Annotated in this window: 18 protein-coding genes, 1 pseudogene and 1 riboswitch; of the genes and pseudogenes, 10 read left to right on the top strand and 9 right to left on the bottom strand. The window is 55.1% G+C overall.

The window, feature by feature from the left end; all coding sequences use genetic code 11:
• Positions 1 to 9 precede the first annotated feature (9 nt).
• Together IEX86_RS12445 and upp are read right to left on the bottom strand one after the other, a co-directional pair.
• A complete protein-coding gene (locus tag IEX86_RS12445) occupies positions 10 to 1,275 on the bottom strand; it encodes a uracil-xanthine permease family protein (RefSeq protein WP_373290432.1) in 1,266 nt (421 codons plus the stop codon).
• 2 nt (positions 1,276 to 1,277) lie between these two features.
• Complete coding sequence (gene upp / locus IEX86_RS12440) at positions 1,278 to 1,916, bottom strand: uracil phosphoribosyltransferase (protein ID WP_188866454.1); 639 nt, start codon at positions 1,914 to 1,916, stop codon at positions 1,278 to 1,280.
• Between the two features lie 175 nt (positions 1,917 to 2,091).
• Here upp and IEX86_RS12435 point away from each other — a divergent pair, with 175 nt between their 5' ends.
• The 3 genes from IEX86_RS12435 (at position 2,092) to IEX86_RS12425 (ending at position 3,505) form a co-directional block, all read left to right on the top strand.
• A complete protein-coding gene (locus IEX86_RS12435) occupies positions 2,092 to 2,649 on the top strand; it encodes a hypoxanthine-guanine phosphoribosyltransferase (protein ID WP_188866453.1) in 558 nt (185 codons plus the stop codon).
• Between the two features lies 1 nt (position 2,650).
• Positions 2,651 to 3,127, top strand: coding sequence for a WbuC family cupin fold metalloprotein (locus tag IEX86_RS12430; protein WP_188866452.1), 477 nt, complete (start codon positions 2,651 to 2,653; stop codon positions 3,125 to 3,127).
• Between the two features lie 90 nt (positions 3,128 to 3,217).
• Positions 3,218 to 3,505: a PA4642 family protein gene (locus tag IEX86_RS12425; RefSeq protein ID WP_188866451.1), complete on the top strand. Its 288-nt coding sequence runs from the start codon at positions 3,218 to 3,220 to the stop codon at positions 3,503 to 3,505.
• 47 nt (positions 3,506 to 3,552) lie between these two features.
• Here IEX86_RS12425 and IEX86_RS12420 read toward each other — a convergent pair whose 3' ends face one another.
• On the bottom strand, positions 3,553 to 3,990 hold the full coding sequence (locus tag IEX86_RS12420; protein ID WP_188866450.1) for an acetyltransferase: 438 nt from the start codon (positions 3,988 to 3,990) through the stop codon (positions 3,553 to 3,555).
• Between the two features lie 154 nt (positions 3,991 to 4,144).
• On the opposite strand from IEX86_RS12420, the gene IEX86_RS12415 reads away from it, so the two are divergent.
• Positions 4,145 to 4,729, top strand: coding sequence for a YajG family lipoprotein (locus IEX86_RS12415; protein ID WP_188866449.1), 585 nt, complete (start codon positions 4,145 to 4,147; stop codon positions 4,727 to 4,729).
• A 47-nt stretch (positions 4,730 to 4,776) separates the two neighbouring features.
• Here the strand turns inward: IEX86_RS12415 and IEX86_RS12410 are convergent, their stop codons facing one another.
• A complete protein-coding gene (locus tag IEX86_RS12410; protein WP_188866448.1) occupies positions 4,777 to 5,943 on the bottom strand; it encodes a 1-acyl-sn-glycerol-3-phosphate acyltransferase in 1,167 nt (388 codons plus the stop codon).
• A gap of 148 nt (positions 5,944 to 6,091) precedes the next feature.
• On the opposite strand from IEX86_RS12410, the gene IEX86_RS12405 reads away from it, so the two are divergent.
• From IEX86_RS12405 to IEX86_RS12390, 4 genes are all read left to right on the top strand, one after another.
• A complete protein-coding gene (locus IEX86_RS12405; protein WP_188866738.1) occupies positions 6,092 to 6,274 on the top strand; it encodes a CPXCG motif-containing cysteine-rich protein in 183 nt (60 codons plus the stop codon).
• The gene (locus IEX86_RS12400; protein WP_188866447.1) at positions 6,274 to 6,534 is read left to right on the top strand and encodes a putative signal transducing protein; all 261 of its coding nucleotides are present in this window, start codon (positions 6,274 to 6,276) and stop codon (positions 6,532 to 6,534) included. Before IEX86_RS12405 ends, IEX86_RS12400 begins: the two co-directional genes overlap by 1 nt.
• A gap of 69 nt (positions 6,535 to 6,603) precedes the next feature.
• Positions 6,604 to 7,221, top strand: a complete 618-nt coding sequence (locus IEX86_RS12395; protein WP_188866446.1) for an SOS response-associated peptidase — start codon at positions 6,604 to 6,606, stop codon at positions 7,219 to 7,221.
• A 115-nt stretch (positions 7,222 to 7,336) separates the two neighbouring features.
• Positions 7,337 to 8,158, top strand: a complete 822-nt coding sequence (locus IEX86_RS12390) for a M48 family metallopeptidase (RefSeq protein WP_188866445.1) — start codon at positions 7,337 to 7,339, stop codon at positions 8,156 to 8,158.
• A 72-nt stretch (positions 8,159 to 8,230) separates the two neighbouring features.
• On the opposite strand, the gene IEX86_RS12385 is transcribed toward IEX86_RS12390, so the two are convergent.
• From IEX86_RS12385 to IEX86_RS12375, 3 genes are all read right to left on the bottom strand, one after another.
• The gene (locus IEX86_RS12385; protein WP_188866444.1) at positions 8,231 to 8,815 is read right to left on the bottom strand and encodes a TMEM165/GDT1 family protein; all 585 of its coding nucleotides are present in this window, start codon (positions 8,813 to 8,815) and stop codon (positions 8,231 to 8,233) included.
• A 3-nt stretch (positions 8,816 to 8,818) separates the two neighbouring features.
• Positions 8,819 to 8,998, bottom strand: a riboswitch (yybP-ykoY riboswitch).
• A 56-nt stretch (positions 8,999 to 9,054) separates the two neighbouring features.
• On the bottom strand, positions 9,055 to 10,050 hold the full coding sequence (locus tag IEX86_RS12380; RefSeq protein WP_188866443.1) for a methyltransferase: 996 nt from the start codon (positions 10,048 to 10,050) through the stop codon (positions 9,055 to 9,057).
• A gap of 27 nt (positions 10,051 to 10,077) precedes the next feature.
• A complete protein-coding gene (locus IEX86_RS12375; RefSeq protein WP_188866442.1) occupies positions 10,078 to 11,043 on the bottom strand; it encodes a 2-hydroxyacid dehydrogenase in 966 nt (321 codons plus the stop codon).
• A gap of 82 nt (positions 11,044 to 11,125) precedes the next feature.
• Here IEX86_RS12375 and IEX86_RS12370 point away from each other — a divergent pair, with 82 nt between their 5' ends.
• Positions 11,126 to 11,707, top strand: coding sequence for an acyl carrier protein phosphodiesterase (locus IEX86_RS12370; RefSeq protein ID WP_188866441.1), 582 nt, complete (start codon positions 11,126 to 11,128; stop codon positions 11,705 to 11,707).
• On the opposite strand, the gene yihG is transcribed toward IEX86_RS12370, so the two are convergent.
• On the bottom strand, positions 11,704 to 12,633 hold the full coding sequence (gene yihG / locus IEX86_RS12365) for a 1-acylglycerol-3-phosphate O-acyltransferase, YihG family (protein ID WP_188866440.1): 930 nt from the start codon (positions 12,631 to 12,633) through the stop codon (positions 11,704 to 11,706). The two genes, IEX86_RS12370 and yihG, sit on opposite strands and share 4 nt — an antisense overlap.
• A 110-nt stretch (positions 12,634 to 12,743) precedes the next feature.
• Positions 12,744 to 13,044, bottom strand: a pseudogene (locus IEX86_RS12360) (DUF3565 domain-containing protein).
• Here IEX86_RS12360 and IEX86_RS12355 point away from each other — a divergent pair.
• Positions 13,013 to 13,498: an FKBP-type peptidyl-prolyl cis-trans isomerase gene (locus tag IEX86_RS12355; RefSeq protein WP_188866438.1), complete on the top strand. Its 486-nt coding sequence runs from the start codon at positions 13,013 to 13,015 to the stop codon at positions 13,496 to 13,498. The pseudogene IEX86_RS12360 and the gene IEX86_RS12355 sit on opposite strands and share 32 nt — an antisense overlap.
• Positions 13,499 to 13,513 lie beyond the last annotated feature (15 nt).

Raw genomic sequence — 13,513 nt, 5'->3', positions numbered from 1 at the left:
TTTTTAGTATTACAGAAGGCTATCCGGCGGCGGTGCATCTTTACGCCAGTGGTTATGCCCAGGTAAAAGCAGGTTCAGTCCAATAGCCACGATACCGCATAGCGAAATGCCTTTCAGGCCTACCTCGCCGTTGCCGATCACGATACCACCGATACCGAACACTAGCGTGACCGACACGATCACAAGATTACGTGCCTCGGACAGATCAACCTGATGGCGAATCAAGGTATTCAGACCGACCACGGCAATCGAACCGAACAGCAGGCAGAGAATGCCGCCCATGACGGGCACAGGAATACTCTGCAAGGCAGCGCCAAACTTACCAACAAAGGCCAGGGACATAGCGAAGCCAGCTGCCCATAGCATGATCTTGGGATTGTAGTTCTTGGTTAGCATGACTGCGCCGGTTACTTCGGCATAGGTAGTGTTGGGTGGTCCACCCAGCAAGCCCGCCGAGGAAGTGGCGATCCCGTCCCCCAGCAGGGTGCGGTGCAGGCCAGGCTTTTTCAGGTAGTTGTTGCCAGTGACGCCGCCTACGGCAATCACACCCCCTACATGCTCAATAGCCGGTGCCAAGGCAACCGGCACCATGAACAGAATTGCGCCCCAGTGGAATTCAGGTGCGACGAAGTTGGGAACAGCCAGCCAAGGTGCAGCAGCAATGGTGTCGGTGTGCACCAGACCAAACACGAACGCGAGGATGTAACCTACGATAATGCCTGCCAGGATTGGCACCAGCTTGAAAATGCCGCGACCGTAGATAGCCACAATCAGCGTGGTTATCAGCGCAGGCATCGAAACCAGCATGGCGGTAGCGTAGGGGACCAGTTGTGCGCTGCCATCGCCGGCCTTGCCCATGGCCATATTGGCTGCGACAGGAGACATACCAAGACCGATGGAGATAATGACCGGTGCGATTACGACCGGAGGCAGAAGCCGATCAATAAAGCCGATGCCTTTGAGCTTAACGGCCACACCCAGGAAGGTATACACAAAACCTGCCGCTACGACCCCGCCGAGTACGGAAGGCAGCCCGAACTCGGCCTTGGCCGCGATGATTGGTGCGATAAATGCAAAACTTGATGCCAGGAAGACCGGCACCTGCCGGCCTGTCACAAGGTGGAACAAGAGCGTACCCAATCCGGCAGTAAATAGCGCAACGTTTGGATCCATGCCGGTAATGAGCGGCATCAGAACCAGTGCGCCAAAGGCGACAAATAGCATTTGTGCGCCAGACAAGATCTGTCGCCATAGCGGATCGTTATGAGACTGCACGATCAGGTGTCCTTTTGCTTGGTGCCAAAAATCTTGTCACCGGCATCGCCAAGTCCAGGCAGGATGTAGCCATGCTCATCCAGGCGCTGATCTATAGACGCTGTATAGATGCTGACATCGGGATGCGCCTTCTCGACTGCGGCAATGCCTTCCGGTGCCGCTACAAGGACCAGGGCACGTACTTCTTTGGCGCCTGCTTTCTTGAGCATATCGATGGTGGCAATCAGGGAACCGCCAGTCGCCAGCATCGGATCGATGATCAGTGCCAGGCGGCGATCTAGCTCACCCACGAGCTTTTCCAGGTATGTATGGGCTTCCAGGGTCTCCTCATTACGAGCCAGACCGATTACGCTGACCTTTGCACTGGGAATGAGGCTGAGCACACCATCCAGCATGCCGATACCCGCGCGCAGGATAGGAACAACGGTTACCTTCTTGCCAGAAATCTTCTCGACCGCTACGGTGCCACACCAGCCTTCGATATCAACGTTTTCGACAGGCAGGTCTTTGGTGGCCTCATAGGTGAGCAGGGCGCTGACTTCTTGTGCCAATTCCCGAAAATTTTTGGTACTAATATCAGCCCGCCGCATTAATCCAAGTTTATGGCGGATCAGCGGATGTCGAATTTCATGAATGGGCATGGGAATGGTCTCCGGCGTACTGGCAAAATTACGCTAGATTAAATCATTAGGGTCTGTTTCGGGCAGATGTTTTGTCACGATTGGCTTGCTCGCCGACGGTTAGCCCGGTAACTTTGCCGCCTTTTACCCAAGCCTGCCCTGCAGGCAGGTGCGTATCATGTCTGGAGAGTCCCGTATGTCCGCCGATCTCGATCATATCCGTAACGTCATGACGGAGGCTGACTGCCTGTTTGACGAAAGTCAGGTAGAAGCTGCGATTGGCAAGGTGGCCGAGGCGATTACGGCTGATTTGGCTGACCGCAATCCTGTTGTATTCTGCGTGATGAATGGCGGTCTGATCTTTGCCGGCAAGCTGGCAACCAAGCTTCATTTCCCATTGGAAATGTCTTATCTGCATGCAACCCGTTATCGTAATCAGACGACCGGCGGTGAGCTATTCTGGAAGGCCAAGCCGGAAATCTCCTTTATTGATCGCGATGTGCTGATCGTCGATGACATTCTCGACGAAGGGCATACGCTTAATGCCATCATCGAATTCTGTAAACATGCTGGCGCCAAGGCCGTTCATACCGCGGTATTGATCGACAAGGATCACGATCGTAAGGCTGTTCCTGGCTTGAAAGCGACTTATGCCGGGCTGTCCTGCATTGATCGTTACATCTTTGGCTACGGCATGGACTACAAGGGCTACTGGCGTAACGCGCCCGGTATCTACGCGGTCAAAGGTCTCTGATATGCGAGGTCCGGCGTTCATTGACCACGCTCTGTTCGCCGGCCTTACTCAGCAGGCGGCGAATAGCCCACGCCTGCGTCATCATCATGGTTTTCACACCATGGACGAGCCGTGTCATCGCCTGTCGATCGGCATGCAGCCTGATACCTACATTGCGCCTCATCGGCATCTGGATCTGACCAAGGCTGAAACCCTGCTGGTGCTTAAAGGACGTATTGGTGTTCTGTTCTTTGATGAACAGGGCGGTCTTACCGGCCAGCGCCTGCTTGAAGCGGGTGGGGATTGTGTGGGGGTCGATTTTCCGCCAGGGCTCTATCACTCCCTGGTGGTCCTTGAGCCGGATACGGTTATCTTTGAATGCAAGGCAGGGCCTTTCCAGGCCTTGCAGGATAACGAGTATGGTCCCTGGGCGCCGCGTGAGGGCGAGCCGGGAACCCAGGCCTATCGAGACTGGATGGCGGCCCGCTTCGAGTCCTGACCGCTCGGCTGAGCATTATTTTGGGCGTTGAGTGACGGGGTGGGCCGGAGTAATATGCGGCACTCTCGTTTTCCGCACAGGTACTTTGCGATGCGTAAGGACAAAAAGCAGGTAATCGGCGAGGAAATCAGCGATGATAAGATCAAGCTGTTTCTCGCAGTCGAACCGGCCGATGATACGCCGCCTTCCCTGCATAAGTTGGTAAAGGCATACCGTGGGTTGAGAGCTGACGACTTCGAACGTTTCGTTGGTTTCTTCGTTGAAGCGGGTTATGACCTGGACGCTCGTGATGCAGAGGGTCAAGACTTCATCGATCTGATCCGCGCTCATCGCAAAGCTGAGCCATATGTGGATGCGGTACGCGGCGTACATGCCTGAGTACCTGCTCTAGAAAAGCCCGCCTCTTGAAAAAGACGCGGGCTTTTTCATACCTGCTGTCTAAGATGCAGAATAGGGTAGGGCTTGCCCTGGCTATCGATGTCAGAGCGTCCTGTAATGATGAATCCCTGTGCCAAGTAGAAGCCTGTGGCTGCATTGTTCTGCTCGTTGACGTCTACCGTCAGGTGCCCATACAGCGTGAAGGCATGGTGTAAAAGGCGTTTCCCATAACCCTGTCCATGACGAGCTGGCTCGATAAAGAGCATGTCCACACATGACTGGGTAAGTGCGATGAACCCGACAGGCTGATTATCATCGGAGACGCTAATCCAGGTTTCCAGGCTGGGCAGATAGCTGTCCTGGATCAGGGGGCGGAAAAAGTCGATGTCATCTTCCGCTAGAAAATAATGAGTTGCCCTGACGGCTCGTTCCCAGATTTCGACCAGCAAGGGAATGTCCTTGGGCGTTGCGCGTCTTATCGGCATGGTGCGTCTCACGGGCGAATTGATGCGCTTATTTGAGCACAGGGCTAAGCCGCCTGCAGCGTTTCGCTCGCAGTGGCTTACACAGTGCTGTCAGGCACCCATAGGCTGGGTATACTGCCTGCCATCAACGACCTACATTAAGATGGAGTAGAACATGCGCAATCGCTTGTTGCTTGGTCTGATCGCTGTTGCCGGGCTGGCTATCGCCGGCTGTGCCAGCAGTCCACAGCAATTGAGTCCGCAACCCAAACTGACAGCGCCAATGGCTGCAGTAGGGCATGGGCAGCCTGTTTCAGTACGTGTCGTGGACGGTCGCTCGTCATTCTCGCTCGGAACCCGGGGCGGTTTATATCCTGAAACCAGTACCGTGTCGGTCCAGAGCAACGATGTCATTCCAAAGCTTCAGGCTGAAGCGGAGTCAGCGGTTCGTCTGCTGGGCTTCACGCCTACGCCCAATGCCTACAATGCTCCCCAGTTGACACTGACCTTGGCTGAACTGAAGTATCAATCGCCCAAGGAGCTGTACGTGACCTCCGCCAATATCGGTGCCACGTTCAAGGTTGACGTGCGTAACAGTGTGCGCAGTTACACTGGCCGCTATGGTGCCTCGTTGGAGCAGCGCTTTGGCATGGCGCCCAACACGGCGACCAATACCAAGCTGGTCAGCGATGTGCTGAGCGATGCGCTGACCCGGGTCTTCAAAGACCAGACAATTGGTCAGGTGCTCAACGGGCAATAATCCCTTGCACTAAAAAGCCCCTTATCGGGGCTTTTTGTTTGGTGGGTTCAATCCAGTGGCCGTCCTGCCAGAAGCCTGTACTTGTTCAGTACAGGCTGAGCATATTGGCGAATCATCTGAAGACGATACTCCGCAGGGCAGTTGTTTAATCGGTCCTGCCACTTTTGCCGAGCCTCTTCCAATTCATCGGCAGTAAAAAGGCTTTCTGCTGGCGGCACAGCCAGTGTTTCGTCACGACCGTCCCATCGCTCGTAAGCCAGATGGTTAGAAGGGAACAGGTGGTAGTTGGTTAGGATACGGCGATCCATTTCGGTCGCCAGCTGCCTGGCGTCACTGAACTCGCCCGTCAGCATCTCGCCAAACTCCACATGTACGCGACCCTTGTAACCCGTGATGCCCAAGGCAATGCTGACGTCGTCCTCACCGGGGGCCTTGGTATAGGTTCCGGTGGTCTCACGTGTATAGAGTTCACGCGCCTTTGCCAGGTCGCAGGGGTCGTACTCATAGCTGATCGATACCGGCACGATGTGAAGCGCCTTTACCATGTCGGCAAAGGACTCGTCCTTGCAGCCCATGTGGAACATCTTGAGGATGGCTGAATCAGTGCGATCATCTCCATCCTTGGCTCGGCCTTCAGCCTGGGCGATCCAGATGGATTGACTGTCCTGACGGATCGAATGATTGATATAGGCCGACAGCATCTGGTAGGCCGCAAGCTTCTCACGCCGTCCGGTAATGGAACGGTGCACGATAAAACTTTTGTTCAGGCGCATCAGGTCGCTGACAAAGGGCTTCTGCAACAGGTTATCGCCAATGGCGATGCGTGGTGTTGGCAGCCCGGCGTGGTACACGGCGTAATTTACAAAGGCCGGATCCATGACGATGTCACGGTGATTGGCCATGAACAGGTAGGCACAGCCGCTACGCAGATTGTCTAATCCCGAATAGGTCACGCCATCGGTAGCTTTCTCGATCGTTCGATCGACATAAGGCTCCAGCTTGTCCTGAAGCATGCTTACGCTGGTAATGCCTGACACTTCCTGACGTAGCCGATGGCGCAGCAGCGGCTTGAGCAGCCAGCCAAGCGGGCTGGACAACTTGGGGAAACGGTAGCGGGTCAGGATGTCGAGGAAGTGCTCATCATTGATGAGTCGGGCCAATACGGCAGGGACTTCTGTATCGTTGAAGGGTCGAATGGCTTCGAACTCGCCCATATCGTTCTCTTTTTAATAACAAGTGGCGACACGTGTCGCAAAGTGGCGGCCATAGTAGAGCGCACAGCGAGAGATGCAAGCCGAATACGGCGTTAATGTTGCCTCTGGCAACTCCAATCATCGCAAAAATACTGCACCGGAGCCCATTATGCTGGAAAGCCAACCGTATGAGTGCCCGTACTGTGGGGAGCCTGCCGAGGCAGTAGTAGACCTGTCGGGTGGCGATCAGTCGTACTACGAAGATTGTCCTGTCTGCTGCAGGCCAATCCTTTTTATCTTACACACAGAGGGTACGACATGGTCTCTTGAGAGCCGGCGAGAGGATGAATAATGCACAGAATCTATGAGCCGCGAGATCTTCTGGAAGCAGAAGTGCTATTGGCTATGCTGGACAGTGAAGGTATTGAGGCGCATCTCGCAGGCCGCCATTTGATGGGCGCCATTGGCGAGTTGCCTGCCATCGGGCTGCTAGGTATTGCCGTTCGCGACGAGGATGCTTTGCGCGCCCGTGAGCTGATTGCCGATTACAACACCGCTCAGCCATTACCCTATGAGGACCCGGACAGCGGGCCAGCCGTGTTATTGTGCTGAGGCGGTAATCGGCTTTCTTATCGAGGAGGGCTATCGAGCCGCTCTGTTTGTTTTTTTGCCTGGTTGTATATGTCTGGACGCTACGCTCTGTTTCGCTGGCCTCCCGAGGTAACTCGGATGACCGGTTTTCCAGCGGACTATCAGCCGCGCTGGAATATTTCCCCCCACTCCCAAGTGCTGTTCATGCGGCACCATGAGGATGAGCGCCGTATCGACAGTGGCCGGTGGGGCCTTACGCCCGCCTGGTTGACTGACCTCTCGCGCACGCCGACCCATGCCCGCGCCGAAACGGTGGCGGATCAGCCTATGTTTCGTGAGGCCTTCGCTCAGCGTCGTTGCCTGTTGTTGGCTAACGGGTTTTATGAATGGCGAGGGACTTCGCGCAAGCGGGCATTCTGGATGATCAACGGTGAGCCATTAGCCTTTTTTGCGGGTGTCTGGGAGGCCTATCCCGTGATGGGGCAGGTCTACTTGAGTGTAGCGATGCTGACTCAGCCTGCTGGAGGGCTTAGGCGTCCTCTGGTGCTGGCTGAAGCGGAACGGGACGCCTGGCTATCATCCGCAACTGAGGCCCGGGTCCTGCATGAGATCCTGCTCAGGCCATCGATGCCACTGCGCGAACGAGTACTTGCCGGTATTGTGAATGACCCTGCTGTAGACGGGCCGGAGTGCCTGACACCGTTGTAAAGGTAAGGTCTTATACCGAAGTGCTAGCTGTGTCACTCGTCGCTTGGTCGGCAAGAGTTGTCGAGGCTAACGAGGCACCCTACCATTCGCGCAGTCACGCAACTAGGAGAGTGTCATGCGTCGTGCTTTACCCATCGTCGGTCTTTCGCTTTCAGTACTGCTCAGCGCATGCCAGGCGGTGAACACCACCAGCGGGAATGCTGTTGGGGTTGAACGTAAGCAATATATGTTCAGCATGCTATCGGCTGATCAGGTCAACCAGATGTACGCACAGTCGTATCAGAAGACGGTTACCGAAGCAAAAAATGCTGGCAAGCTGGCCAACAATACAGCTCAGGGCAAGCGAGTGCAGGCAATTGCCAAGCGGCTGATTGCCCATACGTCTGCGCTGCGTGCTGACTCAGCCAATTGGGACTGGCAAGTTAACGTCGTCCAGAATAACGACGTGAATGCCAACTGTGGCCCTGGCGGAAAGATCTTTGTTTATACAGGGCTGCTTGATCAGCTCAATCCTACGGATGATGAACTGGCGGCCATTATTGGACACGAAATTGCCCATGCGCTGCGTGAGCACAGCCGTGAGCAGATGTCCCGTGCTTATGCTATCGAGATGGGACAGAACATTGGTGGTGCGCTTCTCGGTATTGGTCAGGGCGGTAGACAATTGGCGGATCAGGTGACTCAAGTTAGCCTGAGCCTGCCGTTCAGCCGCTCCAATGAAAACGAAGCTGATCTGATTGGCCTCGAACTGGCTGCGCGTTCAGGCTATAACCCTAATGCTGCCGTTACGCTCTGGCAGAAAATGGCCAAGTTAAGCAACGGTAATCAGTCGCCTGAGATACTCAGTACTCACCCGTCTGATAATAAGCGTATGGCAAATCTAGAAGCGGCTATTCCAAAAGTCATGCCGCTCTATGAGGCCAGCCGCAAGTCATAACAGGCAGGCCAACGATAATAAAAAAGCCCCGACTACTGGAGTAGTCGGGGCTTTTTGCATTCAGGGTAGCGGCTAAAACATGCCGCTCAATTGAAACGCATGATAGGCCGCAGCCAAGGCCAGAATGCCGAATGCGGTAGCTGCAAGTTTGCGGATCAAGGCCAGCGGAAGACGCTCAGCAGCAAAGTTGCCTGCCAATACGACGGGAACGTTAGCGATGAGCATACCCAGTGTGGTGCCTATAACAACCAGGATGAAATGGGGATATTGGGCTGCCAGCATCACGGTGGCGACCTGAGTCTTATCACCCATTTCTGCCAGAAAGAATGCAATCAGTGTTGTTAAAAACGGCCCATAGCTTTTCTTGAGGCCTGAGGTCTCGTCTTCGTCCAGTTTGTCTGGGATCAGCGTCCAAAGGGCTACGGCCACAAATGAAATTGCCAGAATCCAGCTTAAGGTCGTCTCGTTGAAGAAACGGCTGACCCAATTGCCTACTGCTCCAGCCACAAAATGATTGGCCAGCGTTGAAGCAACCATTCCCATGATAATTGGCCAGGGTTTACGAAATCGGGCGGCCAAGAGAAGGGCAAGCAGCTGGGTCTTGTCGCCTATCTCTGCGAGGGCAACGACCAGCGTAGGGACTAACAGGGATTCCATCAGGCTTCCAAAAGGGGTGGGTATTAATTAGACGAATGACATGCATGCCTTCCCACCCCGGGTAAAGGCTACATGTCATAGGTCTTGTCAAACCCGAAGGTCGCGAACGCCATGGTCGAGGACCAAGTATGTTGACGAACGCCTAGCACTGATAGCTAGAGACTACTCCCCTAAGACGGCGCGCATTCTGCCCAAAGATCAGGGAAGGTGCAATTCAAAAGGTTGATATGCCGTCTCTATTAGCGGCGGATAGCCTGGTAGATACGAAAGCCGTCACGCTCTGCCAGGATCCTGCAGGGTCCCAGATGCTGCTCGATCAACGGGGGATATTTGAGAAAGCTGTTGGCAACAATACGTAATTCACCGCCTGGCCGCAGGTGGTGAGCCGCCTCGCGTAATAATGTTTCGCTGGCCTGATAATGAGTGTGTACACCCTGGTGGAACGGTGGGTTACTGATAATGGCGCCTAAGCCAATGGGCGCCGCAGCGATGCCGTCACCGGCAAACACATGACCTTCCAGTCTGTTGGCAGTCAAAGTCATACGGCTGCTCTCTAACGCAAAGGCATCCACGTCGAGCATGTGAATGTTACTCTCAGGGTAGCGTTGCTTGAGTGTTGCACCCACGACGCCTGCGCCGCACCCGAAGTCCAACAGAGGACCAGAGGGCAAATGGTCAAGATGCTCAAGCAGAAGAGCACTGCCTTTGTCGAGCCTGCCATGGCTGAACACACCTGGCAGGCTGGTCACCTGTAGCGTTGACCCCGCCACGTTTAGCTCAAAACACTCGGCCCGCTCATGCAGCCTGACGGGTGTTGCTGAAGGCTGTGAGACTTTCCATAGTTGGCAGTGGCGTGCATTGTCCAGTTTGCTGGCTGTGCCAAGCAAGGTCAGCTGCTTGGCAGCGCGCTCGACTCCGCCACGCTTCTCGCCTACGACGTAGAGTGTTCCATGAGGAACCAAGGCGGCCAGGACGTTTAGCAGATAGTCAGTCAGCTCTCTGGATTTAGGCAGAAACAATACAGCCGTATCGTATGGTTGGGCAGGCGCAGAGGTTCCGAAGTCGACTCTCCCTGGGAAGCGGGCCTGAAAATAGGCATCATCGCCCGCATGCCAGGTCCAGCCGCGTGCGTCTGGAAAATGAGTCAGCAGATCGTCTGCAGGTAATCCAGCCAGCAGAGTTCGGCCGTTAAAATGCTCGGGCTGACGGAGCAGGACTTCGCTGCGTGGATCCATGGCGTCCTCGGTAAAAAAGCGCGCAGCTTAGCAGACCGTTCGAGTCGGCGCGCCAGCAAAAAACGCGGTCGCATTCTCAGTCAGCTGGCCAATGATTCGCTGGCGTGCCTCCCGGCTACCCCAGGCACTATGAGGGGTTACGATAAGCCTTGGAATGTCATGGGCAAGCAGGGGGTTGCCGTCTTTTGGCGGCTCCTGCGTCAATACGTCCGTCGCGGCGCCTCCCAGATGGCCGCTCCGAAGACAATCGGCCAGTGCCTGTTCATTCACGATGCCGCCACGGGCGGTATTGATCAAAAACGCGGTGGGCTTCATGGCGGCCAGCTGGGGTGCATCGATCAGGTTGCGCGTGGCGTCAGTCAGGGGGCAATGCAGGCTCAGGGCGTCGACCTGTGGGAGGAGTTCTTCTAACGACAGATAGCCTTTGCGTAGTGGCCGACCCGGTAGCTGTCCCAACAGGATACGCATGCCAAATGCCTCAGCCAGGCGAGCAACCGCACTGCCAAGCTCACCATGTCCCAAAATGCCAAGCGTTTTGCCTTCAAGCTCCATAACGGGGTAATCCAGCAGGCAGAACTGACTGGCTGCCTGCCAGCGTCCGGCCTGGATATCGCGCTGGTAATCCGGCAGTCGTGTGGCCAGTGCGAGCAGAAGCGTAAGTGTATGCTGAGCAACCGAGGGAGTGCCGTAACCCTGACAATTGCACACAGTGATACCCTGCTGGTGTGCCGCGTCCAGGTCCACATTATTAGTGCCGGTGGCACTGACCAATACCAGCTTGAGCGATGGACATGCAGCAAAGCATTCAGCAGTCAGCCTTACCTTGTTTACGATAGCCACCTCTACCGCTTGCAAACGCTCGATGATCTGTTCGGGCGCAGTGGCTGGATAGGCCTGGAATTCGCTGAAGACAGCTTTCAACGGAGCTGGATCCAAATCTCCCAGGTCCAATGAGGCATAATCCAGAAAGGCGGCACGGCGGGCTGAGCTCATGGGGTGTCCTTATGATTATTGGCCGGAATTGCCAGCCTAGCAGAAGCCCCTGGCGCAGGGGCAGGGTAGTGAACTGACAGGCATGAATTATCTCGCTCACCTTCATCTTGGCGGTTCAGGCCGCGAACAGTTACTGGGAAGTCTTTATGGCGATTTTGTCAAAGGGCCTCTCGACAACCGTTGGCCCTCGGCCATTGAGCAGGCTATTCGCCTGCATCGCCGTATCGATGCCTTTACCGATCGTCATCCCATAATCGACCGTGCCCGCGCACGCTTTCCCGGGGCGCGTCGGCGCGTCAGCGGCATTTTGATGGATGTCTTTTTTGACCACTGCCTGAGCCGGCATTGGGATGTTTACGCTGATCAGCCATTGGAAGACTTCATTGCACGGTTCTATCGCATCCTGCTGGCCGAACCTGATTTGCCTCCACGGTTAGCGCGGATTGCGCCGCGTATGGCCGCCCAAGATTGGTTGGGCAGCTACCAGGCGTTCGAGGTTGTAGAGCAAGTCATCAGCGGTATGGCGAGCCGGCTGTCCCGGCCCGCGCTCTTTGAAGGTGCCTTTGCCGAGGTGGAGGCGCGTTATGCCGTACTTGAGCAGGACTTTTTCGATTTTTATCCCGAGCTGCTCGAATTTGTCCGCCAAGCTCAGCAGGAGGGCTAGCGTTTACCTGTATGAAAGTAATGCTTGGGCGGGTATTCCTGATGTAGCTGTTCCAGCAGTTCATCTTTAGCCGTCCAGAGCTGATTGACCCAGGCCTGAAAGGCTGCGCGATATTCGCTGTCCTGATCGTAACTCTTGCCCAGGAAGGCTGCGGGTATGGCGATCTCTTCAACGCGAACGACAATGGCTGCAATGCGCCCGGAGAGCAGGTCCCAGCAGCTAGGTGTTCCATTGGGGTAGTGAATGGTTACGTTGACCAGCGAATGCAACTGCTCTCCCATGGCATCCAGAACAAAGGCAATACCGCCAGCACGTGGACTTAACAAGTAGCGGTAAGGTGCGTGCTGAGCATCGTGCTTGGCCTGGGTGAACCGAGTACCTTCCAGAAAATTAAAGATCCCTACAGCGGTATCACGAAAGCGCGAGCAGGCCTTGCGTGTGGTTTCCAGGTCTTTGCCGCGCTTTTCAGGGTGGCGTGCCAGGTACGCTTTCGAGTAGCGCTTCATGAAGGGAAAATCGAGCGCCCACCAGCACAAACCAATGACAGGTACCCAGATCAACTCTTGTTTGAGAAAAAACTTGAGTGGACGAATGTGACGATTCATCAGGTACTGAAGTGCAAAAATATCGACCCAGCTTTGATGATTGCTGGTAACCAGATAAGAGTGTTTGTAGTCAAGGCTGGCAAGCCCACGCACATCCCAATGAATACGACCAGTCAGGCGAATCCAGAGGTGATTGCCGCTGATCCACGCCTCATGGATGGCATTCATGAGGCGTCTAGATAGCCGTTGTGCCGTTGGGAAGGGCAGACACAGTTTGAGCAAAGTGACTGCGAATAAAGGCCAGCACCAGAACAAGGTGTTGGCTGCTAATAGCAGGCCGCCCACAAGACCGCGAACCAAAGTAGGCAAATAATGAAGCATCAAACGTTCCCGACAGCAAAAAGGCGACGAATCATAAAACAAGCTTGCCTCAGGAAACATGCTTCAAAAGCACTCAGCGCTGGATAAAAGACCGGTCGACTCCCCCAGGCTTAACCGTTAGCACACCAGCCACATGGAAATGGCTTCCCAATCTGCGTGAGGCGTTGCGCTTCATCTATTATCCAGGCACGGGTTTGCCAAGGCGGATTGTGCCGAAGGTGCTGGGTGTGTCCGCAGCTTAATAAAACGACCCAATGGTCTTCCTCATCCTGATAAAAATCCAGAATGACACTCGTCTGCTTTGATGGCGGTGGGTCGCAATCGGGACGATTGCCGCGTACACTTGATCTTTCATTCATTTTATTCAAAGGTTTTTACCATGCAGATTGCGGCCAACAAAGCGGTCTCCATCGACTATACCCTGACCAACGACGGCGGTGAGGTTATCGACAGTTCCGCTGGCGGCGCCCCGCTGGTATACCTGCACGGTGCAGGCAACATCATTCCGGGCCTTGAGCGTTCGCTCGAAGGCAAGCAGGCTGGCGATGAGCTCGATGTTGCCATCGAACCAGAAGATGCATACGGCGAATATAGCCCTGAGCTGGTCGCTACCCTGAACCGCAGCATGTTCGAGGGTGTGGACGAACTGGAAGTGGGTATGCAGTTTCATGCGTCCGGCCCAGATGGCGGCATGCAGATCGTTACCGTGCGCGACATCGATGGCGATGATGTGACTGTCGATGGTAACCATCCGCTGGCAGGTCAGCGCCTGAACTTCAAGGTCAAGGTCGTGAACGTCCGTGATGCTTCTTCTGAAGAAGTTGCCCATGGTCACGTGCATGGCGAAGGTGGTCACCAGCACTAAAACGCAACGGAAATC

The organism is Pseudomonas asuensis (assembly GCF_014646755.1).
Classification (GTDB): Bacteria; Pseudomonadota; Gammaproteobacteria; order Pseudomonadales; family Pseudomonadaceae; genus Chryseomonas; species Chryseomonas asuensis.
Note: the sequence above shows the minus strand (reverse complement) of the source record. Positions and strands in the feature narration are given on the sequence as shown.

Coding starts and splice junctions, on each gene's coding strand:
- IEX86_RS12405 (WP_188866738.1), top strand. CDS start 6,092: ATGCTGGAAAGCCAACCGTATGAGTGCCCGTACTGTGGGGAGCCTGCC.
- IEX86_RS12415 (WP_188866449.1), top strand. CDS start 4,145: ATGCGCAATCGCTTGTTGCTTGGTCTGATCGCTGTTGCCGGGCTGGCT.
- IEX86_RS12390 (WP_188866445.1), top strand. CDS start 7,337: ATGCGTCGTGCTTTACCCATCGTCGGTCTTTCGCTTTCAGTACTGCTC.
- upp (WP_188866454.1), bottom strand. CDS start 1,916: ATGCCCATTCATGAAATTCGACATCCGCTGATCCGCCATAAACTTGGA.
- IEX86_RS12430 (WP_188866452.1), top strand. CDS start 2,651: ATGCGAGGTCCGGCGTTCATTGACCACGCTCTGTTCGCCGGCCTTACT.
- IEX86_RS12420 (WP_188866450.1), bottom strand. CDS start 3,990: ATGCCGATAAGACGCGCAACGCCCAAGGACATTCCCTTGCTGGTCGAA.
- IEX86_RS12425 (WP_188866451.1), top strand. CDS start 3,218: ATGCGTAAGGACAAAAAGCAGGTAATCGGCGAGGAAATCAGCGATGAT.
- IEX86_RS12395 (WP_188866446.1), top strand. CDS start 6,604: ATGTCTGGACGCTACGCTCTGTTTCGCTGGCCTCCCGAGGTAACTCGG.
- IEX86_RS12375 (WP_188866442.1), bottom strand. CDS start 11,043: ATGAGCTCAGCCCGCCGTGCCGCCTTTCTGGATTATGCCTCATTGGAC.
- IEX86_RS12410 (WP_188866448.1), bottom strand. CDS start 5,943: ATGGGCGAGTTCGAAGCCATTCGACCCTTCAACGATACAGAAGTCCCT.
- yihG (WP_188866440.1), bottom strand. CDS start 12,633: ATGCTTCATTATTTGCCTACTTTGGTTCGCGGTCTTGTGGGCGGCCTG.
- IEX86_RS12385 (WP_188866444.1), bottom strand. CDS start 8,815: ATGGAATCCCTGTTAGTCCCTACGCTGGTCGTTGCCCTCGCAGAGATA.
- IEX86_RS12380 (WP_188866443.1), bottom strand. CDS start 10,050: ATGGATCCACGCAGCGAAGTCCTGCTCCGTCAGCCCGAGCATTTTAAC.
- IEX86_RS12435 (WP_188866453.1), top strand. CDS start 2,092: ATGTCCGCCGATCTCGATCATATCCGTAACGTCATGACGGAGGCTGAC.
- IEX86_RS12355 (WP_188866438.1), top strand. CDS start 13,013: ATGCAGATTGCGGCCAACAAAGCGGTCTCCATCGACTATACCCTGACC.
- IEX86_RS12400 (WP_188866447.1), top strand. CDS start 6,274: ATGCACAGAATCTATGAGCCGCGAGATCTTCTGGAAGCAGAAGTGCTA.
- IEX86_RS12370 (WP_188866441.1), top strand. CDS start 11,126: ATGAATTATCTCGCTCACCTTCATCTTGGCGGTTCAGGCCGCGAACAG.